This is a genomic window from Pseudomonas sp. P4_C1 (assembly GCF_056402155.1).
This window is the reverse complement of record NZ_JBFUHY010000046.1, coordinates 1-20,718: the sequence shown is the minus strand read 5'-3', so window position 1 is coordinate 20,718 and position 20,718 is coordinate 1. Positions and strand designations below refer to the sequence as shown.

Annotated in this window: 17 protein-coding genes and 1 pseudogene; 12 read left to right on the top strand and 6 right to left on the bottom strand. The window is 56.1% G+C overall.

The features are described 5' to 3' along the window. Positions 1-375 precede the first annotated feature (375 nt). Positions 376-3,273 (bottom strand): ATP-binding protein, encoded by a 2,898-nt coding sequence (locus tag AC1DU9_RS20660; RefSeq protein ID WP_457266158.1) that lies wholly within the window; start codon positions 3,271-3,273, stop codon positions 376-378. 276 nt (positions 3,274-3,549) lie between these two features. Here AC1DU9_RS20660 and mhpA point away from each other — a divergent pair, with 276 nt between their 5' ends. Further along, entirely contained in the window at positions 3,550-5,208 is a 1,659-nt protein-coding gene (gene mhpA, locus AC1DU9_RS20655; protein WP_457266157.1) for a bifunctional 3-(3-hydroxy-phenyl)propionate/3-hydroxycinnamic acid hydroxylase MhpA, read from the top strand. A gap of 2 nt (positions 5,209-5,210) precedes the next feature. Beyond that, a complete protein-coding gene (locus AC1DU9_RS20650) occupies positions 5,211-5,855 on the top strand; it encodes a TetR/AcrR family transcriptional regulator (RefSeq protein ID WP_223458873.1) in 645 nt (214 codons plus the stop codon). 202 nt (positions 5,856-6,057) lie between these two features. Here the strand turns inward: AC1DU9_RS20650 and AC1DU9_RS20645 are convergent, their stop codons facing one another. After that, positions 6,058-7,293 carry an NADH:flavin oxidoreductase/NADH oxidase family protein gene (locus AC1DU9_RS20645; protein ID WP_457266164.1) on the bottom strand — a complete coding sequence of 412 codons (1,236 nt, stop codon included), beginning with the start codon at positions 7,291-7,293 and terminating at the stop codon, positions 6,058-6,060. 238 nt (positions 7,294-7,531) lie between these two features. On the opposite strand from AC1DU9_RS20645, the gene AC1DU9_RS20640 reads away from it, so the two are divergent. From AC1DU9_RS20640 to AC1DU9_RS20610, 7 genes and pseudogenes are all read left to right on the top strand, one after another. Further along, on the top strand, positions 7,532-8,146 hold the full coding sequence (locus tag AC1DU9_RS20640) for a TetR/AcrR family transcriptional regulator (protein WP_223458878.1): 615 nt from the start codon (positions 7,532-7,534) through the stop codon (positions 8,144-8,146). A gap of 85 nt (positions 8,147-8,231) precedes the next feature. Next, positions 8,232-9,323, top strand: a complete 1,092-nt coding sequence (locus AC1DU9_RS20635; RefSeq protein ID WP_223458879.1) for a VOC family protein — start codon at positions 8,232-8,234, stop codon at positions 9,321-9,323. Between the two features lie 175 nt (positions 9,324-9,498). Further along, entirely contained in the window at positions 9,499-10,455 is a 957-nt protein-coding gene (locus AC1DU9_RS20630) for a fumarylacetoacetate hydrolase family protein (RefSeq protein WP_477810718.1), read from the top strand. Positions 10,456-10,457: 2 nt separating this feature from the next. Continuing rightward, positions 10,458-12,359 carry an acyl-CoA synthetase gene (locus AC1DU9_RS20625; RefSeq protein WP_223458883.1) on the top strand — a complete coding sequence of 634 codons (1,902 nt, stop codon included), beginning with the start codon at positions 10,458-10,460 and terminating at the stop codon, positions 12,357-12,359. 152 nt (positions 12,360-12,511) lie between these two features. Then, the gene (locus AC1DU9_RS20620) at positions 12,512-13,831 is read left to right on the top strand and encodes an outer membrane protein transport protein (RefSeq protein ID WP_223458885.1); all 1,320 of its coding nucleotides are present in this window, start codon (positions 12,512-12,514) and stop codon (positions 13,829-13,831) included. 191 nt (positions 13,832-14,022) lie between these two features. Then, positions 14,023-14,205: pseudogene (locus AC1DU9_RS20615) on the top strand (MCP four helix bundle domain-containing protein); the annotation flags it as partial. A gap of 319 nt (positions 14,206-14,524) precedes the next feature. Next, complete coding sequence (locus AC1DU9_RS20610) at positions 14,525-14,908, top strand: c-type cytochrome (RefSeq protein ID WP_477810717.1); 384 nt, start codon at positions 14,525-14,527, stop codon at positions 14,906-14,908. A gap of 623 nt (positions 14,909-15,531) precedes the next feature. Here AC1DU9_RS20610 and AC1DU9_RS20605 read toward each other — a convergent pair. Continuing rightward, positions 15,532-16,149, bottom strand: a complete 618-nt coding sequence (locus AC1DU9_RS20605; RefSeq protein WP_223458890.1) for a TetR/AcrR family transcriptional regulator — start codon at positions 16,147-16,149, stop codon at positions 15,532-15,534. Positions 16,150-16,288: 139 nt separating this feature from the next. Between AC1DU9_RS20605 and AC1DU9_RS20600 the strand changes: the two genes are divergently transcribed. Then, positions 16,289-16,882, top strand: a complete 594-nt coding sequence (locus AC1DU9_RS20600) for a carbonic anhydrase (protein WP_223458892.1) — start codon at positions 16,289-16,291, stop codon at positions 16,880-16,882. 128 nt (positions 16,883-17,010) lie between these two features. On the opposite strand, the gene AC1DU9_RS20595 is transcribed toward AC1DU9_RS20600, so the two are convergent. Together AC1DU9_RS20595 and AC1DU9_RS20590 are read right to left on the bottom strand one after the other, a co-directional pair. Continuing rightward, complete coding sequence (locus AC1DU9_RS20595; RefSeq protein ID WP_223458894.1) at positions 17,011-17,310, bottom strand: DUF1330 domain-containing protein; 300 nt, start codon at positions 17,308-17,310, stop codon at positions 17,011-17,013. Positions 17,311-17,509: 199 nt separating this feature from the next. After that, a complete protein-coding gene (locus tag AC1DU9_RS20590) occupies positions 17,510-18,313 on the bottom strand; it encodes an HD domain-containing protein (protein ID WP_477810716.1) in 804 nt (267 codons plus the stop codon). A 604-nt stretch (positions 18,314-18,917) separates the two neighbouring features. On the opposite strand from AC1DU9_RS20590, the gene AC1DU9_RS20585 reads away from it, so the two are divergent. Beyond that, positions 18,918-19,799, top strand: coding sequence for an NmrA family NAD(P)-binding protein (locus AC1DU9_RS20585; RefSeq protein ID WP_477810715.1), 882 nt, complete (start codon positions 18,918-18,920; stop codon positions 19,797-19,799). 52 nt (positions 19,800-19,851) lie between these two features. Continuing rightward, positions 19,852-20,313 carry a MarR family winged helix-turn-helix transcriptional regulator gene (locus AC1DU9_RS20580; RefSeq protein ID WP_223458900.1) on the top strand — a complete coding sequence of 154 codons (462 nt, stop codon included), beginning with the start codon at positions 19,852-19,854 and terminating at the stop codon, positions 20,311-20,313. Between the two features lie 61 nt (positions 20,314-20,374). Here AC1DU9_RS20580 and AC1DU9_RS20575 read toward each other — a convergent pair. Further along, a partial coding sequence (locus tag AC1DU9_RS20575; RefSeq protein ID WP_477810714.1) for a helix-turn-helix domain-containing protein occupies positions 20,375-20,718 on the bottom strand: 344 nt, incomplete at its 5' end.

Below are 20,718 nucleotides of genomic sequence, written 5' to 3'. Positions count from 1 at the left end.
GCAAGAAAGTTCGACGACAGAGTAGGCGGCCCCCTGAAGCGAGTCGTAAGCGAAAGGTCAGACTTCGGTCGGGACAGCGCCGCTCCCTCAGAAATTGATGTCGATAAAAGGCAAGGACTTGAACACCGCAGCCCTGTGGGAGCGAGCTTGCCCGCGAAGAGGCCGGCACATTCAGCATCGATGTCGGCTGACACACCGCCTTCGCGAGCAAGCTCGCTCCCACAGGTTCAACGGCTGTACGCAACATCTGCGAACTAACCAAATCACTGTGGGAGCGAGCTTGCTCGCGATAGCGGCCTGGCAGTCACTTCATCGGTGGCTGGCATGCCGTCATCGCGAGCAGGCTCGCTCCCACAAGTTTGCGGCCTTAACTCATCAAGCCGACTTTGCGCCCTGAATCAGCGAGCGCGCACGTTTCGCCAGCTCGGTTCCGTCAGTTTCGGGTGACTGGTCAACCAGCGTGGCCAATGCCTGTTGGTCCTCGGCCGTAGCGTCAGGGTGCTCGCACAGTTCGACCAGCGCTTGCAGCTCCAGCCACGGTGCTTCCTGGGCGCGAGCTTCTTCAACCGCGCGCCTCACCGCAGCGATGCCGGCGTCGGGCTGACCCTGTGCTCGCGAGATCGCTGCCTCCAGCAGCAATAGCTGTGGCAGGTATACGCGCTCGCCCAGTTCCTCGCCCACCCGAAATGCTTCCTTCAGCTCGACTTGCGCGGCGGTGCAATCACCTGCGAGCAGCAGCGCCTCGGTGGCGTAGCCGAGCACCTCGCTGGCACCGGAGCGCATTCCAAGCCCGGTGTGTTCTTCATAGGCCTCACGGATGCGACGGTAGCCGTCGCGGGGTGCACCGTTGCGGGCGTCGGCCCAGCCGCGCCACCAGCGGCAAGCCGTGCGCCCGAGTGCGAGCGAGTGCTCATCCACCAGCGTCTGCATGTCGTCAGCCAGCGCTGCCACACGCACGTGGTTTCCCATCCGCACCTCGATCAACACCTCCTGCCAGGCGGCGACCAGCCAGGTCATGGGCTGGCGCAACGCCTGCGCGCGTACCCGTGCCTGCTGCATGTGGGCTCGGGCTTGCTCAACCAGACCAGAGCGCAAGAGTTCTATAGCCAGCATGCCGTGCAGCATGACCTGGGGATCAGCCGCAAAGATATTGTTTGCCCCGATGTCCAGCGGCTCAGCGATCGCGAGGGCGAGCTCTAGCCAACGGCGGGTCGTCTGCGTGCGCCCCTGGAGGTGATGCACCTCGGCATGCACGATGCACGCCGCCAGCATGAGAGCTGGATCGTTTGTGTCGCAGGAGAGGGCTTCGGCACGTTCCGCCACCTCCAGCGCCAACGCATAATCGCCGCGCAGACCGAGCAGATAGCCGAATCCATGCAGCAGGCGACCACGCATTGGATGCACGGGTACATCTGCTAGCAGCATGTACGCGCGTTCGAACGCATTTTTGGCTTCGCTGCCGACACCGAACGTGTGGAAAGCCGATACGCCCTGCAGCGTGGCCAAGGTAATTTCGAGCGCATCGCGCTCCATCCCTTCTGGTGCCTGCATGAGTAGGACCAAGGCGCGCTCAGTGAGGCCGTAGCACAAGTCCGGGCTGAAGTGCAGCAGCGCAGCCTCCGCGGCATCGGCGTAGTAACGCAGCGCAATCATCGGCTGCCGAGCCCGGTCAAAGTGCATCGCCAGCTCCGAGGCAGCAACCGGTACGCCGACCGTGCGCTCGCGTTCGAGGGCTGTGCCAACCTGGTGATGGAGGTGGGTGCGCAATGAGCGCGGCGTGCGGTCGTACAGAACCTGGCGGAAGAGAGCATGCCGGAACGAGTAGGGCTGCTCTGCCGTCTCCTCAACTTCGGTGGTCCGCGACCGTATGAGCCATACCTGCTCGCGTATCAGCTCCTCACAGGTGTGGGCCACCGAAGCGAGGTCGCGCTCGAGGGCCAGTGAAACCGTCTCGATTCGGAATTCGGCCCCGCACACCGCTGCGACCGAGAGCACCGCACGCTGCTCCGGCCCAAGCTTGGCAATGTAGTGATCAATGATGGCTGCGAGGTTTTCGGGAACTGCCAGATCTGCGAGCCGAGCCTCGATGGTGGCATCGTCGTCCGTTGGGTCCATCACTTCACTGATGACTGACGATACGAACAACGGCACACCGTCAGTGCGCTCATGCAGGGCACGCACGAAGGTTTCATCGCGCGCCAGCGAGGCCGAACTCTGCGCAACATAGTCAGCGACCTCGGTTTCCGAGAACGGATCGAGCACCAATTCCTCGCACAGACGTTGCAGGCGCAGTTCGTGGCGCAACGAGCTGAGTGGATGATCGAGCGCAACCACCTCGGCGAGGCGGAAGCTCGATAGCCACATCAGCCGCGTGTTGCTACGTCGCCGCGCCACATAATTGATGAGCTGGACCGTCGCCCGATCGCTCCAGTGCAGGTCTTCGGTCACCAGCAACAGCGGTCGCTGCTCCGTGTAGCGGTCCAGCAGTTCGCCCATTTCCCGGAGCATGCGGTCCGGACCGACGCCGGCAAGCTCGCGCCGCAACGCGTCTCGCTCCGCCGTGGTGCTGAGCCACGGCAGTTGCAGCAGCCAGGTTGGCGCCACGTCGCGCAACAACGCCGGCAGGGTGGGGTCACTGCGGCACAGATCGGCCAACGCCTCCAGCACCGGCAGGTACGGTTCGCCGGTGCCGTAGTGCTCCACGCAATGGCCGCGTGCGCAGGTGATGCCGCCAAGGCTGGCAAGGAAATTTTCGATTAACGTGGTCTTGCCAATCCCCGGTTCTCCAGCGAGCCAGACCACGGCTCGCTGACCGCCATCCGCCCGCTCCCATGCCCGTTGCAGTCTTGAGATTTCGTCGGCGCGACCGATGAATGGCGGTGACGGATGCGCGCCGGCCGCCGGCACCGTCGCGGATGCAGGCGGCATCGAAGGTGCAGGGGAGGGCGCGGCGATGAAGCGATAGCCGCGCCTCGACACAGTCTCGATATAGCGGGGCTGCCTGGGGTCGTCGCCCAGCACCTTGCGCAGATCGCTGATGGCCGTCTTCAGCACCGAATCGCTGACGAACCGATGCCCCCACACGGCATCAAGCAAGGCATCCTTGGTCACCAACGATCCCGGCTGGCGTGCAAGGACGCACAGCAGTGTGAAGGGAGTTGGCGCCAACGCCACAGCTTCTCCGTTGCGTGACAAGCAGGCGTTGGCTTCGTCGAGTTCGAACTCGATGAAGCGGAGCTGGACTGGGTTCGGTTGGGGCTGCGGACGTGCCACGTTGGTTTCCTGAAGACTAAAACATGGGTGTGCCCTCGTGAGGCATGGCACGTGGTCACTCCAATAACAACGCTGATCGACTCAGAAGCCAAGCCTCACCGGTCGGAAACTGGCCCTGCGCATAGCTCACATGTCCTCGTCACGGTACGGTAATGATCCCAAAAAATTAATGACAAAAACATCAATATTGAAATATCTCTCAATTTTGCATACCTTGACTCTGCCTGGCGATGAGGCCTGTACGCCTCACGACTTCAATCACAACAAGGGCTCGAGATGAACAACAACAAGAAAGTACCCGAATTGACTCCCTCCGCCGTCGATGTGCTGGTCGTCGGTTACGGTCCGGTAGGCGCGACGATCGCGGCGCTGCTCGGCCGCTATGGGGTTACGACCCTGGTGCTGGACAAACTCCATGAAATCGTACTGATGCCCCGTGCCATTGCTCTGGACAACGAGGCCCTGCGCATCCTGCAACTCGCCGGGTTGTCGGAAGACGCCTTCGAGAAGATCGCTATCCCTGAAGTGAAGATGCACTCCCCGGTCCTCGGGCAATTCGGTCGAGCCAATACTGAGGGCTGTATCGACGGCCATCCCAAGCTTGTGACTTTCTATCAGCCCGACCTCGAACGAGCGATGCGCGGCCAGGTTTCCCGGCTGAAGTCAGTGACCAGTCTGGGCGGTTTCGAGCTTGCGAATCTGGTCGAGGAGTCGGATTGCGTGGTTGCCACCGTACGGGATCAAAATGGACACTCGCATTGCGTTTGCGCCCAGTATGTGATCGGTGCGGATGGCGCAAGCTCCAGGGTCAGGGCACTGATTGGCCAGGAGTTCGAAGGGCAAACCTATGCAGAGGATTGGCTGATTGTCGATGCCAGGAACCGGCATAAGTCAGCCATTGATCACATCGAGTTTATCTGTGATCCAAGGCGTCCAACACCGCACATGCCCGCACCCGGCGGAAGGGAGCGTTGGGAGTTCATGCTGCAACCAGGTGAATCCCGGGAGGAGCTGGAGAGCCCGGAAAGCATCGCCCGGCTCATCGCGCCATGGATCAACCCGCAGGAACTGGAAATCGAGCGCAAGGCGGTGTATCGATTCCACGCGCGCTGCTGCAACAGATTCAGCAAGGGACGTATCTTCCTCGCCGGGGATGCCGCGCACATCACCCCCCCTTTTGTCGGGCAAGGCCTCGTAGCGGGCCTTCGAGATGGCGCCAACCTTGCCTGGAAACTGGCCTGGGTCCTTCGCGGCCATGCCACGCCTGCAATACTCGATACCTATGACGTAGAGCGCCGCCCTCATGCCCAGGCGATGATCAATCTGGCGAAACTCATGGGCCGCCTGGTGATGCCGAGAAACAAGGTCGCAGCTTTCTTTATCCACGGCCTGATGCGCACGCTGGCGTTGACTCCCGCTACCAGAAAGTACTTCGAGCAACTGGACATCAAGCCAAAGAACATCTTCAAACAGGGGCTGTTCGTGCAGCATCATCGTGGCGACAAGCTGGTTCGTGGCAGTCTGTTTCCCCAAGCCTGGGTTCGCGACATGCAAAAGCAGATCAAACTGAGCGACGATGCTCTTGGAGACAACCTGACCCTGGTTGGATTCGGTGTTGACCCGTTGTCACTGCTAACCACCGATCAGATCGTTTCCTGGGAAAAAATGGGAGGCCACTTCCTGGAGATCAGAACACGCGGACAACGCTCCGGCGGCAGTTGTGACTTCATCGAAGATATGAACCATGACATCCTGCCGCTGGCTGCCAAAGGAACGCTCGTCGCGGTTCGTCCCGACCGTATCGTCATGCACCACGCCCCTGGCGCGCAGGCAGGCAGTCTTCTTCGGGACTGCAGGGGCCTGCTGGTCAGCGAAGACGCCACTCCTGACAGCATTTCCATTACCATCAACGAGCCCCCTCGATTAAGAGCCTGAAGATGCCTTCCCCCACTTTCCCTTCAGAAGCAACTGAGCAAGAGCCTCTCACTCGAGGCCACAAGAAGCGTGAACGTACCCGTCGCGGCCTGGTGGACGCGGCCTTGCGTCTTGTCGCACGTAAGGAGGTGGGGGAGATTGCACTGCTCGATGTCGCCTCGGAGGCCGCGGTATCCAACGGCACCATCTACAACTATTTTCGAACGCGCGACGAAGTACTCGAGGCGGTTGGCATCGCCATGGCGAGTGAGTTCTCCGATGCCATTTCCGCCCTGAGTTCGGACGTGCACTGCGGTGCACAGCGGCTTTCGATTGGTGTGCGCATGTTCGTATGCCGGGCCGCCTACGACCATCAATGGGCTAACGCACTACTGCGTATCATCCATTCCGATCAGACCATGCGCTCGCGTTTGGCTGCACATGTGCTGGGCGACCTGCGTGAGGGGCTGCGCGCGGGTACTTTCGCTTATGAGGACGAGGGGATCGCCCTGGACATGGTCGTATCCTGCACAACCGGCGCCATGCGCTCGGTTGTCGAAGGGCGTGCGGTGGCGGAGCACGATCAGCGGGTTGCCGAGATGATTCTCAAGGCTCTGGGTGTAACACCTGCCAGAGCCAAGAGAATCGCCGGTAAGCCGCTACCCTAGTCCTGATGTCATCATTGACCGGCTAAACCCTAATGCCAGTCAGTTAACGCTTTGAACACCGCAACTCCTGTGGGAGCGAGCTTGCTCCGGGCGGCGTTCCGACGATGACGATCGCATAGTCGACACCTGCGTTGCCTGACAGTCCGCTATCGCGAGCAAGCTCGCTCCCACAGGTTTTGCGCCTTAACTGACTGGCATTAGGCTAAACCCGGCCAATCCATTGCCGATAGCTCTTCGCCTGGCGACGAGACTTCAGCTGATTGCCGATCAATGCCATGAGTGGCGACGTCCCGGGTTTTGTCCGTTTGCCTTGGCTCAACAAACCGAGCTGCTTCTTGATCACCGACGCCACTGCAAGCGATGCCAGCGCCTTATTCTTCCAGCGGACGACGATGGGCTCCACTTCGGTGTCCTTACCTTCCATCCACTGGCTTGGCAGGGCCGGTTCGATTGCCAACGCAGTGGCCAGCCCCACCATCGACACCGATCCGCTCACCACTCGCTCCGCCACCTCCTTTCTACGCACGCCGCCGGTGACCATCAGCGGCATGCGCGCTATTTTTCCTATTTTTTCCGCGCACTCGAGAAAGTACGCTTCTCGAGCCAAGCGGCTGCCGTCGCGGGTTTGCCCCTGCATTGCCGGGCTTTCGTAGCTGCCGCCGGACAACTCGACCAGGTCGACCGCCTTGGCGTTGAGCATTTCCACCACGCGAGCGGCATCCTCGGCATCGAAGCCACCGCGCTGAAAGTCCGCGGAATTGAGCTTCACAGCGACGCAAAAAATCGGTGCCACCCGCTGACGTATTGCGTCGATGGTTCGCAGGAGAATTTGCGCACGATTTTCCAGGCTGCCACCCCAGCGGTCGCTACGCCGGTTGGTCAAGGGCGAAAGGAATTGGCTGAACAGGTAGCCATGCGCTGCATGAATCTCCACGCCGGTGAATCCGGCACGCTCGGCCAGCACCGCCGCCTGGGTATAGCGCTCGATCAGCTCTTCGATCTCCTGCTCCTCCAAAGCCCTGGGCGGCACAAAAGCTTTTGATAGTCCGGGAATGTCGACAGCCACTGCAGAGGGGCCCCGTGCCGATTGCCCCATTGAAGCCAAGAGCTGCCGTCCGGGATGATTGATTTGCATCCAGGCCTGGGCTCCACGGCTGCGGCAAGCATCGGCCCATAACCTGAATTCGCCCAGGTTGCGATCGTCTTCAAGCACCACGCCAGCGGGGCCGGTCAAGGCGTGGCGGTCAACCATGACGTTGCCAGTGATGATCAGGCCGGCACCACCCTGGGCCCAACGCCGATAGAGCTTGACCAGCGCTTCCCCAGGAGCGTGATCCTCATTGGCAAGGTTCTCCTCCATGGCGGCCTTGGCGATCCGGTTCGGAATCACCGTGCCGTTAGGCAAGCGAAGTGGTTTGAAGAGCTTTGAGCCGGTCATGTTCTGTCCTTCAACTGATGAAAATACGGCCAGCCCGCGCAGGGCTTGATGTGCCGAGAAGGCAAGCCTGAAACACAATTGAACACGTGTGTTCAGTTGTGTCAATGGCGCAGGGCTTTAATTGACCTGGCTTCAGGCCGATTTTCAGGCAGAAAAACCTACACGCTTAAAAATAGGGTTGACGTAAAATGAACACGAGTGTTCAATCGGTCCATAAGGTAATCCTGGAGAGAGAACCGTGGAATCCCTGAATCCAACACAGCGCCGCATTCATCAAGCCGCCTTCCGCCTGTTCGCTGAAAGAGGCACCTCACAAGTGAACATTCTCGACCTCGCCCAAGAGGCAGGCGTGGCGCGCGGAACGGTCTATAGCAACATCGACAGCATGGAAAGCCTGTTCGAGGCAGTCGCAGGTCATCTGGCCAGGGAGATGCATGAGCGCGTCAACAAGAGCTTCAATTCCCTCTCTGATCCGGCTCAGCGCCTTGCCAATGGCATTCGATTGTTCATTCGTCGAGCGCACGAAGACTCACAGTGGGGCGCGTTCATCCATAAGTTCGCCATGAGCAATTCTTCGTTACGCGAAATGTTCAGCAGCCAGGCGACTACGGATCTTCTGAGCGGGCTTTCCACTGGACGCTATACGTTTGCGCAGGAGCAATTGCTCTCAGTGCTGACGCTGATTTCGAGCAGCGTCCTGGGCTCGATTTTTCTGGTGCTGGAAGGGCACAGAACGTGGCGCGAATCGGGATCTGATACGGCTGAACTCGTGCTGCGTGCCTTGGGTGTGCCTTTGGAGGAGGCTAGAGCGCTGGCGACCGTAGAGTTGCCGGCACTTCCTCCTATCGACTAAGCGCGGTAACCGAAACAACGAAAAACCCCTGGCGTTTTCAGGGGTTCAGGGATCGCTTTGCCCTAAAAACTGGAAAACAAGAACAATGAATAACAAAAATCAAATGCCCCAGTTGGCAACACAACAGCCTGTCCGGTATCCGCAACCGACGGTTAAAGCCCAAGGTCTGACTCACCTGATCTTTCAAAGGCCAGACTTGAATGAGGCGGCGCATTTCCTGACAGACTTCGGCCTGGCCGTCAGTCATCAGAACGCCGAAACGCTCTATCTGCGCGGCACTGAACCGGCTCCCTATTGTTACCGTGTCCACCGTGCAGAAAATGCATGCTTTGTCGGGTTCGGGCTGGCAGTCCAATCGCTCGAGGATCTGGAAAAGCTGACGCAAATTCCAGGTGCATCATCGATCGAGACATCGACACATCCTGGCGGCGGGCATTACCTCAGACTGACCGATCCTTCAGGGTTTACCGTCGAAGCGGTTTGTGGCCAGACGCCAGGTAAAACCCTGGTACACAGAGCCCCACTTCCCTGGAATCTGGCGCAAGAGCAATCGCGAATCAACGCCACGCAGCGCCCGCCGATTGCACCGCCTGAAGTAATCAAGCTGGGTCACATCGTCATTGAAGTGGCCGACTATCAGGCGACCTGTGCCTGGTACACCCGGCATTTCGGGTTCATTCCCAGCGATGTGCAAGTACTCCCTGACGGCACCCCCATCGTCGCCTTCATGCGCCTTGATCTCGGTGACAGGCCTGCGGATCACCATACGCTCGCGATCGCCCAGGGGTTCATGGCGACCTATAGCCATAGCGCCTATGAAGTTGTCGATGCCGACGCGGTGGGCATGGGGCAACGGGTCCTGCGAGAGCGGGGTTGGGAGCACTCATGGGGAATCGGCCGGCACATCCTGGGCAGTCAGATCTTCGATTACTGGCAAGACCCTTGGGGTGATAAGCACGAGCACTACTGCGACGGGGATATCTTTACCGCCATACAACCTGTGGGCATCCATCCCGTGAGTCCCGAGGCAATGGCGCAGTGGGGGCAGCGCATGCCCAAGAGTTTTACCAAACCCAAGATGAGCTTCAGCAATGTACGAGCCCTGATCCGCAACCTGCGGCGCAGCCCTGACTTGACGATTGGCAAGTTGATCACGCTGATGCGGATGTTCGGGTAGAGCGGCTGCCATGTCGGCCAACGCTACACGATATGGCCGGCGAGACGTGCTCAAAGCCGGTGCCTTGATCGCCGGCGGCTCGTTGATCTACAGCGTCGCCAGCCCACCCTCAGAACAACACCACAGTTCTCGCGCCATCGAGCGCGGGACAAACGCTGCTCCAGGAGTACCTTCAATGTCTGCTGTACACGTAGTCCGCTTTGAGTTTGAGAACGGTATCCACTGGGGCGTGCTACGCCAAGACCGTATCACGATTGTCCCAGGTACTTTTGAGACCACGGGTGACTTCATCAACCAGAACAGTATCGATGATCTCGCTCAACTGAAGGGTACTCAGTTGGAGGCGCACCAAGTGAATCTGCTGTCGCCGGTAACCCGCAATCAACAGTTCGTCTGCCAAGGGGCCAACTACCGACAGCACATGATCGAGTCGGGCATGGACCCGGATGCGAAGAAATACAACATGATCTTCACCAAGGCGACCAGTTGCCTGGTGGCCGCAGACAGCGTCCTGATCAAGCCGCGCACCRTCCGTTTCCTTGACTATGRGATCGAACTTGGGCTGGTGATGAAGCGCGTGATCAGCGGCGCAGTGACCGTCAACGACGCCAACCTGCATGAATTCGTTGCCGGTGTGGTCATTGTCAATGACTACTCGGCACGCGACATTCAGATCCCCCAGATGCAGTTCTACAAGGGCAAGAGCTTTCGCACGTTTGGCCCGGTCGGCCCCTACCTCTGCCTGCTGGGTACCCAGGACATGCATTACCTGAAAGCATTGCAGTTGCGCCTGACGGTCAATGGCGAAGTGCGGCAAAGCGACAGTACGGCCAACCTGGTGTATGGCCCGGCTGAAACCCTGACCGAACTCTCCGCCGTGCAAGATCTTGCCCCCGGCGACCTGATCGCCACCGGTACTCCGGCGGGATGCGCGCTGAGCATCCCTTCGCCCGCCAAGCAGCGCATTGCGGCCCTGATGCCAGAAGCGACCAAGTGGAAGCTGTTCCTCAAAGCGCAGGAGGGGCGGACGCAGTATCTCAAGGCAGGAGACGTCGTCGAAGCGCGCATTCGCAGTGCCGATGGCGTGATTGACCTGGGTGTGCAACGCAACCGAGTCGTAGAGGAAGCCTGAAGATGATGGTGCGATCTCTGAACGACATTGAAAGTATCGAGCAGGTTCCGTTGTCGGAACGTGGCTTGGCTTCCAGCACCTATGAAGCACTGGCGCGTACAGCCGCGCTTAGCCCCAACGCGCCTGCACTGAGCTTCTTCGCCGACGCTACCTGCTTCAGGAACACCCATCACTGGAGCTATGCCGAACTCGTCGAAGATATCACTCGAGCGGCGAATGCTTTCCACGATCTGGGCATTACCCCGGGTGAAGTGCTGGCCTTCATCCTGCCCAACCTGCCGGAAACCCACTTCACCATCTGGGGGGGCGAAGCGGCCGGTGTCGTCATGGCGATCAACCCACTGCAAGAAGCCAAACAGATGGCTGCCTTGCTGCGGGCCGCCAAGGCCAGCGTGGTGGTAACGCTCGCACCGACGCCGGGCAGTGACCTGTGGCCGAAGTTGGCGTCGCAGCTGGATCAACTTCCCGAGATCAAGCACGTCGTTTGGGTTGGCATGGGACCCTATGTTGATGCAGCTCAGCGTGAATCCCTTGAATCCCTGGCAGAGAAAGAGCGTGAATTGCACAGGGGGGCCACGATTCACGAGTTACGGACGTTGATGGATGCTCAGCCAGGCACGCACCTGAAAAGCGACCGGCAATTGCGCCCTGAGGAGCGTTCCTCTTACTTCTGCACCGGCGGCACCACTGGGCTGCCCAAGATCGCGATGCGGACGCATGGGGCAGAGGTCTTCAACGCGTGGGCCATGGCTACGCACATGCAACCACATGGGAGTGGCCAGGTCATTTTCTGTGGGTTGCCGCTGTTCCATGTAAATGCACAGCTGGTGACAGGCTTGATGCCCTGGACCCAAGGTGATCATGTCATCCTTGGCACGCCGCAGGGTTATCGCGGTGAGGGGGTGATCCCACGCTTCTGGGAGATGGTCGAGCACTTCGGCATCAACTTCTTCTCCGGCGTACCCACCGTCTATTCCGCACTGTTGCAAAACGAGCTGGAAGGCCGTGACCTGTCCAGCCTGCGTTATGCCATGTGTGGTGCCGCGCCGATGCCGGTCGAACTTTTCCGAGAGTTCGAAGGCCGGACCGGGGTGAAGATCCTCGAAGGCTACGGACTCACGGAAGGCGCGTGCGTCTCCTCGGTTAATCCGCCCCATGGCGAGCGCTTCGTCGGCTCCATCGGCATACGGATTGCCTATCAGGGCATGCGTGCAGTCATGCTCGATGACGCTGGAGAGTATCTGCGCGACGCCGACACCGACGAAATTGGCCTGATCACCATCACGGGTCCGAACCTGTTCGAGGGTTACGTTGAAGAAAGCCATAACCGGGGCCTGTGGATCGACATCAATGGTCAGCGCTGGCTGAACACGGGCGATCTGGGTCGCCAGGATGAAAACGGTTACTTCTGGCTGACCGGGCGCAAAAAGGAGCTGATTATCCGCGGCGGCCACAATATCGATCCCAAGCAAATCGAGGAGGCTCTGCAAGCCCATCCAGCGGTGGCGTTAGCCGCGGCCATCGGCAGCCCGGACGTCTATTCGGGTGAAGTGCCGGTTGCCTACGTGCAACTGCGGCCAGGCCACGTTTGCGATGTCGAAGAACTTGAACAGTTTGCTCAACACCACATCAGTGAGCGGGCGGCCATTCCAAAGCGGATCGAAATCCTCGAAGCACTGCCGTTGACGGCGGTGGGCAAGATCTTCAAGCCCGCGTTGCAGCAGCGCGAAGTTGCCAGGGTAGTCCGGCAGGATGTGGATCGCATGTGTCTGAAGGACATTGCGGTCGAGGTGATTGCGCATGAACAACGTGGATTGGTCGTGTGCATCCGGGCCGGGAGACATCAAGAGTCCCTGGCCCTCCTTCTAGGTCGCTATAGCTTTCAGGTGGAGTGGCTCGATTGATCCTGACTTTGTAATTTCGGCACTACGGCCCTGGTACTAATCAGCCAGGGCCTTTTTCAAAAAAACGATGAACTTCAACCGGCACTGCCAAGTGCACCGGAAGGCGAAGCTTTGCCTGCGCACCAATCAATAAAAACAATACGAGGTGGAAAATGAACCTGAGCAACCGTGTAATCCCGTGTCTCTCAGCTGTGCGAGAAGTGTCTTCCTGGATCAAATTCACAGGTGCCGCGGCAATACTCAGCGTTTCAACAAGCGCGGGCGCCAATGGCATTGCCTTGAACGAGCAAAGTGCAAGTAGTGCGGGTACTGCTTATGCGGGGAGGTCGTCTTCTGCGCTGGATGCCAGCACCATCTTTGGTAACCCGGCGGGCTTAACCAAATTGAAACGTACCGAGATTTCCGGAGGAGCCGCGGTCGTCTCGGTGAGCGACGACATCAGTGATGCGCAGAGCAGTGCCCCGGGAACGAATAAAGGGAACTCGGTACCATTGGGGGTCGTGCCCTTCGTCTATATGTCGACGCCGCTTGACGAACGTTTTTCGATTGGTCTTGGCCTGTATGCTCCGAGTGGCCTGATCAATGATTACGAGAGCGGTTTTCAGGGCCGCTACCATGGTTCCTATAGCACGACCAAGGAAATAACCCTGCAGCCCACCATTGCCTATCGGATCAATGATTACGTGTCCATTGGAGGCGGACCGACCATAAACCGTTTCGATGCAAAGCTTCAGAATGACTTGGCCACCGGTGCCCTGAACAACGGCCAGGACACAGAGGTCACTATTAAAGGCGATGACACGGCACTTGGCTACAATCTCGGCATCTTGTTTGACTTGAGTGAGGCGACGAGTTGGGGGATTAACTATCACTCAAAAGTGGCTTATCACCTCAAAGGGCATACTGAGGTTTCCGGCTCTCCAAGCGTTATCCCGCTGGACGGAAACTATGACAACAAGATAGACATCACTATGCCCGAATCAGTGGACACGTCCATCACCCATCATTTCAACAGTCGCTGGACGGGATACCTGGGGACCACCTGGAAACGTTGGAGCCGGATCCAGAAGGTCGAGGCAGTCAACAGCGGTCTTTCCCCCCTGGGCCAGGCGGCCGGTCTGGGAAGTGTGACCGAAGAAATGAACTGGCGTGACACTTGGGCCACCGCAGTTGGGGCCTCCTATCAATTGAACCAACAATGGCTGCTGCGCGCAGGCTACGCCTATGATCCGTCGCCCATCAGAAATGCCGATCGCAGCGTGCGCGTTCCGGTTGGGAATCGCCAGGCCGTGACCTTGGGTGGTGCTTATTCGCCGAACTCCGATCTGACGATAGACTTTGCTTATGGTTATCTCTGGGATTCCAAAGTTTCCGTAAAACAGTCGAACAACTCCGGTCTTCAGCCTGAATACAGTGCCAAATATGACAATAGTGCGAATGGAATTTCAGTGCAGGCAACCTATCGGTACTAATCGACAGGACTCAATTTTTAATAGAGTCCATTTTTGCGAGCCTTCCTGAAAGTTTCCCTTTCATCGTTAATCAACTACTCCATCGGGACGTGATGCAGTCCTGCCTGTCAATCAGCACCCACTACCGAGAATACTTTCGCGGTAGTAGGTGGGTTGTCATTTAATGACCGCTAATCCATCGGGCTTTACGCGTGAACCTTCTGAATCAGTCAAAATTCTCGACCAGGCTTTTGACCTCGTTCGTCATTTGTGCCCTGATCACTCTAGCCGTGGGTGGGTTGGGAATGGTGGGGATCAATCGTTTGGCCACAGCGCTGTCTTTGACCTTTTCCAACAGCCTGGTCTCAGTGGGCAACATCAACGAGGTCATGACCAGAGCTTGTCGACAGGTTGGCAGTAGCCGCTCTGGGCGATCCTTGCAAGCAAGGGCGTCCCGAAGGAGAATGCCGGATTTCCAATGATCGTCATTAGGGTTTGTTCAGTAAAATTAACGAGTTGACATCAGGTTTTTAGGGTGAGCATGCCAAGCGAACCACCGTTTGATCTGAAGTTCAACTCCCGCGAAGTGAGCGCTGGGCATTGCTAATGAACAATCTCGGTTCAAATGTTATCGAGAAAACTGAGTGTTGCAGTGGCACCTCCGGGGTTTGCCCTCGATTCAGATCTGATTTATACAACAAGGCCACATGAAAAATGAAAATAAAATTATTATTCATCGCTTCGCTAGGGATTTTATCGCTAATTCAAACATCACTATCCTTCGCGGATAATGTCAATGGAAAAAATCTCTATTCACAGCGATGTGCCATGTGCCACGGAATAGATATCAAGGGAACAGGACCATTGGCTAATAAAAGCAATCCTCCTACACCTAATCTAACAACATCCGTTTTCAAGAAACGACTAAATGATTATCCTGGCGTTATTGTGTCATCGATAATACTTCGTCCAAATGGAGACTTGATTCCAAGAACTTTGCAAGAGAATGGTGTAAAGCTACCGCCGTACTCTTGGAGGGTTAAGGATTTTCGCKATTTAAATGAATACATGAGTAGTGTGATTTCAAAAAGTCGATGATTTTGAGAGGAGGGGTGGGCACAGAAATTCGAGAGCCATGAGCCAGTCGACCTCTCGCGGGTACATCGCTAATGAACAATCCAGGATGTTCAACTTTCCGTGAATGCGTGAATGCGTGAATGACCGGAAGGACCTTGGCCTTTGTCTCATAGTCCATAGGATACTCCAATGACGGCTTTTGGTCGATTCTGTTGAAAAAGTCGACCATGGTTTCCGCAGCAGAAAAGTACGCGTCCGAGATTGAAATCTTTACTTTCGGCAGAGGCTTCCCGACTCAGATTTCACGTAGCAGTGTGCAAAAAAGGCGTTTTAACCAGTCAATGACCGGGCTGTTTGGGCGAACCGACTTTTTCAACAGAATCGGCCGTTTGCTGCCTGTCACCAAGTGCTGTAAACCACCAAAAACGGACTTCGGTTAACGTTTTCTTTTGAGTGAAAAAGTTTAGTTTCGCTACCGTAAGCTTCCGGTCTTGAATGGTTCCTGGACGAACCCTTAAACTGATCAATATAAGCTACTTGCCACTTGGGTTTGTTGGCGGATTTCCCAAGTGAAAATTATACTATGATTAATTAGAGAATTTTATTTTTTGGTAGGCGCCGAGGACCGGTCCACGCCTTGAAAGTTAAACTGCCCTCTCACTCAATAATGCTTCAGCTATTTGCTTGTTTAGTTGCGCGATTTTTATGTTGCCAGAGGCGTGTGCAACAACAGTTGTGCCGGTAATAAGGCTTAGAAACTGTGGGAGAACGACTTCTGCCTTGTCAGGTTCCACGAGTTGGGACAAGCGCGTTTTAATGAAATTTTCCCACTCATCGAAGTGCAAGCCTACTTTTGCACGCAAAATTTTCGATGCGTCATCATTGAAATCATTTAGACCACGAGCAAATGCGCAGCCTCTGAAGTCCTGCTCTGAAAACCAATACTCGAGAAAATCAAAAATCGCCAACAGCTCGGCTTTTGGGTCGCCGCCAGCTCGCGTGGCGTATTTGTTCAAGTTCGTAAATCGAAGCCAATGCCAAAAATCCAAATAGGCAGCGATAAGATCAGCCTTCGAGGGGAAGTAGTTATAGAAGGTTCTCTTCGATACACCGCTCTCAGCAATGATGCGATCAATTCCGATTGTGTGTACGCCACGTTCATTAAAAAGGATGATCGCTGTCTTTAAGATACGATCGCGTGGCTTGAGAGACGCGGTTTCCTCAAAACGGAGGTCTTTGAAACCTGAAGCAATATTTTTCATAAAAATTCTCCAGCATCAATCGTAGTGCTTGGCACACAGATCTGTCTACTTTTTTCTTGAGGTGGTAGACAGATCTGTGTACTTTTGACCGGCTGGTTCAGCCCAGTCACAAAATTCTCAAAAGCACTGGAGACAGAAAATGCCCAACTTCAATGATTTCTCGTTCAAAGCACAGCCCTGGTACAACGAGTCGGAGTTCCGCCCGCTCTTCGCCAAGGCAGTGAGCCTCAATACTATCGTCATCCATTGCTTCGATCCGCGTGCGTCGGAAATTCCGGCCGTTGTCGCCAAGCATTTCGGTGAGGTCTACCCGGGCGAGAACGTTCTCGATGAGGCTGGTAACAGGGTTGGGCATACCACCACCTTGTTCCCCGTATCAGTCGCCGGTGGTCGGGCTGTTGCAGGCGTGCAGTCTATCGCTACTATGGTCCATCTCTTCGGTATCGAAAGAGTAGTGGTCGTACACCATTCTTTCTGCGGTGCTACGTCCTTCACCACTGATGGCATCATCGACGCATTCAAACATGAGCACGGCAGCGATATTTCGTCGGCGTTTGACCATGACAGCATTTGCATTTCGGATTTCGAGACTTCACTGAAATACGACGTCGGAGTCGTTCGCGCAAACCCAGGGGTACCGGCGCACGTGAAAATCTACGGGTTCTTCTACAATATCGATTCCCTCGAACTGACAGAGGTGGTGAGCGACATTCCTGACCAAGCAGAGGCTTGATTCAGGAGCGGCGGCCAACAGCCCGCTGGTCGCCGCTTATTTTGCCAGCGAGTTGAATTAGCGCCTTTTCCGTTTCTAAGCTTTAAGTACCGCTCACTACGCTAGGGAAATTGCTCGCGTTCGTCTGATCACGTAACGTGCTCAATGCCATCGATAACAAACACTTGGTAATCCCCGCCCCTCAAGCGATGTTCGCGCGCTTCTTGATACGCGTCACTTGCATACCATTCATGGGCCTCCTTGATCGAGGGAAATTGAAGAATGGCAGCCGCTTCAATCTGCTGGCCGTCAAGGATGTCGAGATCTCCGTAGAACGCTAGCGGTGTCACCGGGCGCCCAGCAAGAGTCTGCGGACCTTTTTTCTGGTAAATATCTAGCTCGTTCGCATTGGTGGTCCGGACGCGGGACATGACAACGTAAGCAGGCATAGTAACTCCTTTGACATAAAGTTAATGGCGGGGCTGAGTCGGGCTGGCAACTACTTGTTAAGTAGTTGCCAGTCCGAGTTTTCTGTAAGCTGTGATGCTTCAATAGTTTACGATTGAAGTTGAGTTAGGTGGCTGTTGCGCCGTGTTAAAAAAACAATGGGGTCGCGTAGCCGTGTCCAATCAGAAATTGTTTTTTATTTTACACGTAAGGAGCCAAATCAAGTGCATGCGGAACTGTCTCCACCAGTCCATTTGTTACTGCCTTGAAAGACACTTCAAAGCGTGTGCCGACCAAATGTTCGAATGCAGTCGCGCTGAATACACTGTAGAGCTCGTCTCGAGAGTATTTGGAAAGCACCTCTTTTACTGATCGTTGTGACATTCGTGAAACACCTGTTCCAAAGACATCGCAGATAGCGCCGCGAGTTACTAAGAACGCCTCTGCACCATGTTCCTCAGATGGAACATGATAATTAAGATGAACGGCAATTGCATGCGCGACGATATCCGCGTGCTCGCGACAGAACCCTTTTCCGAGCAAGAAGTCTCGTGCGTGCACGCCACCATTGACGGCGAAACAACAGTCGCATGGTTGCGGGTTAGCTGTGGGCGTCAGGCCCAGGTCGTGAAGCATGGCGGAGGTGAAGCCAAGTTCGCGGTCGAAGTCGATTCCATCGTGCAGCGCGATCAATGATCCAAAGTAGTAGGTGCGCCAGCAGTGTCGCATTAAAGTTGGCTTATACAGATCTTGAACATAGGCCAGAGACTCTCTGACCATCTTTGTGTCGGGCGGTACAAGGTCATCTATAGAAATATACTTCGGGTTTAAAAGGCCAAGTCGGTGGCGCTCTGCATCAAGCTTTTCCTGGCTGAAGATAAATTTCAAGTTGTCGATAAGTTGTACTTGTTCGCTCTCACGAAGGACTCCTTTGGTGGACTCTCCCCATTCTACGGAACCGACTGAAATATCGAGAGCGCTTGACGAACTAGACAMAATCTTCATTCTTAACTCCTAGACGTTTTTTCCGTCACAGTGTTGCAACCACCACTTATCGCAAATCATCAGAGTGCTATAAGTGGTACTTGCGATTCTTTACTTTCTTTGCCGAGGTGAAGTGGTTCGCTAGCCTCAGTCGGTCTACGTTCCGATCTCGCATCGACAGAGGTTTCGACCGACAGCTGTCCGCATTACATATCGAGCGGGCGATCCCACGTAAACCCCTGGAAGAGTCGGAGGTGAGAGTTGCGACAACGGTCGCCCGGGCCTCAGCCACCTAAGCGCAGGGGGAAGCTAAGGGCTATAACCGCCCGCTTCAGGCACAGAGTACGGTGGCAATTGCAAGACAGCCATTGGCGATATCGACATAATTAAGGTCGATATCGACACTGGTTGGGAGCGGCTTCCTATCAACACCGATCAACGTTAGCGCTGCTGCACAGTGCTCGCGGATCGGAAAATGGCGAGTACAGAATTGTCGAACCGCTGAACGGTCATTGCCGTCAATTGACAATAGGAGCACATGCTCCTATCTTAAATCGCATAGGGGCATATGCTCCTATCGTGAATTAAAGAGCATAGGCTCTAACCAATTGAGAGGACTACGATCATGAGCGCAGCTGAAATTCTTGTAAGCGGTGCAACCGGGCGGACTGGTGCTGCAGCAATCGACGAACTGCTTAAGTTGGGCAAGAGCGTCCGCGCGTACGTGCGTTCGGACGACGAAAGGGCAGCAGCTCTGCGCCAGCGCGGAGTTGAAATTGCTATTGGCGATTTCACCGACATCGATGCCATTCGTGCAGCGATGGAAGGCATTCGCTCGGCCTATTTCCTTTATCCACTCGCACCGGGAATCGTCGAAGGTGCGGCCTATTTTGCCCAAGCAGCGAAAGAGGCCGGGGTAAAGGCGATCGTGAACATGTCGCAGATCTCCGCGCGGCGTGATTCCAAAAGCCATTTGGCACAGGACCATTGGATCTCCGAACGTGTATTCGACTGGTCGGGTGTACCGACAACGCACCTTCGCCCTACCTTCTTCGCGGACTGGCTTGCGTACCCTCACTTCGCAAAGGAAATCTGGGCCAAGAAGAAAATCGAGTTCCCCTTCGAGAATGGTCGCCACGCTCCTATTGCTACTGACGACCAAGGTCGGGTGATCGCCCACATTTTGGCCAACCCTGCAGGGCATGAAGGTAAAATTTACAGCCTTCATGGTCCGATCGAGATGAATCACACCGAGATCGCTGCTGCCATGAGCGAAGTGCTTGGCGCGGAAATCGAGTACGCTCCGACATCAATCGAGGCGTTCCAGCATAAAATGGAACACGAGTACAAGTTTCCTGCGGCCTTGGTACAACACCTGGTCGAAGTTGCTCAGAACTACCGAGAGGGTGTCTTTGCGGGTGTGAACGACGTGGTTGAGAAGATCACCGGCACACCTGCGCTGTCAGTGCAGGCGTTCATCGAAAAATACCGTGACGTCTATGCGTGACTCGTACGTCCGGGGCGTAAATAGTCATCAGTAGTAGTGAGGAAATATACAGATGCTGCCGGTTAACCAACCAACAGGGATCGACCAGTGCAATTGCTCCGCAATAAGGAGGGCGAGCCGGCAGATCACTCGCTTTTATGATGCGCAGCTTGAGCCATCGGGTCTGCGGATCACCCAATACCTTACCTTGGCTGCTCTCCACGAAATGGGGACTGCTGCAATCAATACCCTTGCTGAGCGGCTCGATATCGAGCGCACGGCGATGGGGAAAATGGCGGGTTTCCTGGAACGGGGAGGATTGATTTCGATCAGCCCCTCTCCATCTGACGGAAGAAGTCGCCTGGTAGTGCTAACGGAGGAGGGGCGGAGCTTGTTCGAAAGGACTGCACCTCTCTGGGAAGAGGCTCAACGACAGTTTGAGCAAATGAACGGTACTGAAAAGGTAGACGCGTTAAGGCGGGAGCTTGCGTCTGTGGTAGTCGGCGATATCACGCACGGTGTCTCTGACGATTAGTCGCGGACTATCGGCGGCCCATAGGTTTGGCGGTATCGCTTGCAGGTGCTGGAAGTCGACGTCAACCGGACTGCGTCGGCTCGGTGCTTTTGTCGAAGCGCTGGGAGTATTCCATTGGGCTCACACCGAAGCGGCGCGTAAATGCCTTCCTAAGCACGTCGACGCCGTGGTAACCGTTCCGGCGACAGATGTCGTGCATCGATTTTTCGCCAAGCGCAAGCGAACGGCAGACCGCTTCCAGCCGGACGGTTTCGACGTATTTTGCAGGCGTGGTCTGCAATTCCCGCTGAAACATTCGTATCAGCGTTCTGACACTGGTTGAAACTCTGGCTGCCATCATCTCGATTGTGAGATCCATATGCAGATGCTCACTGATCCAGAGGCATAAGTCGCTCAGACTTGAAT

What these genes read in the sequence shown, in the direction of transcription:
- AC1DU9_RS20585 (WP_477810715.1), top strand. Translation starts at nt 18,918, where the DNA reads ATGAGCGCAGCTGAAATTCTTGTAAGCGGTGCAACCGGGCGGACTGGT.
- AC1DU9_RS20645 (WP_457266164.1), bottom strand. Translation starts at nt 7,293, where the DNA reads ATGACCGGCTCAAAGCTCTTCAAACCACTTCGCTTGCCTAACGGCACG.
- AC1DU9_RS20650 (WP_223458873.1), top strand. Translation starts at nt 5,211, where the DNA reads ATGCCTTCCCCCACTTTCCCTTCAGAAGCAACTGAGCAAGAGCCTCTC.
- mhpA (WP_457266157.1), top strand. Translation starts at nt 3,550, where the DNA reads ATGAACAACAACAAGAAAGTACCCGAATTGACTCCCTCCGCCGTCGAT.
- AC1DU9_RS20580 (WP_223458900.1), top strand. Translation starts at nt 19,852, where the DNA reads ATGCTGCCGGTTAACCAACCAACAGGGATCGACCAGTGCAATTGCTCC.
- AC1DU9_RS20625 (WP_223458883.1), top strand. Translation starts at nt 10,458, where the DNA reads ATGATGGTGCGATCTCTGAACGACATTGAAAGTATCGAGCAGGTTCCG.
- AC1DU9_RS20635 (WP_223458879.1), top strand. Translation starts at nt 8,232, where the DNA reads ATGAATAACAAAAATCAAATGCCCCAGTTGGCAACACAACAGCCTGTC.
- AC1DU9_RS20595 (WP_223458894.1), bottom strand. Translation starts at nt 17,310, where the DNA reads ATGCCTGCTTACGTTGTCATGTCCCGCGTCCGGACCACCAATGCGAAC.
- AC1DU9_RS20620 (WP_223458885.1), top strand. Translation starts at nt 12,512, where the DNA reads ATGAACCTGAGCAACCGTGTAATCCCGTGTCTCTCAGCTGTGCGAGAA.
- AC1DU9_RS20605 (WP_223458890.1), bottom strand. Translation starts at nt 16,149, where the DNA reads ATGAAAAATATTGCTTCAGGTTTCAAAGACCTCCGTTTTGAGGAAACC.
- AC1DU9_RS20600 (WP_223458892.1), top strand. Translation starts at nt 16,289, where the DNA reads ATGCCCAACTTCAATGATTTCTCGTTCAAAGCACAGCCCTGGTACAAC.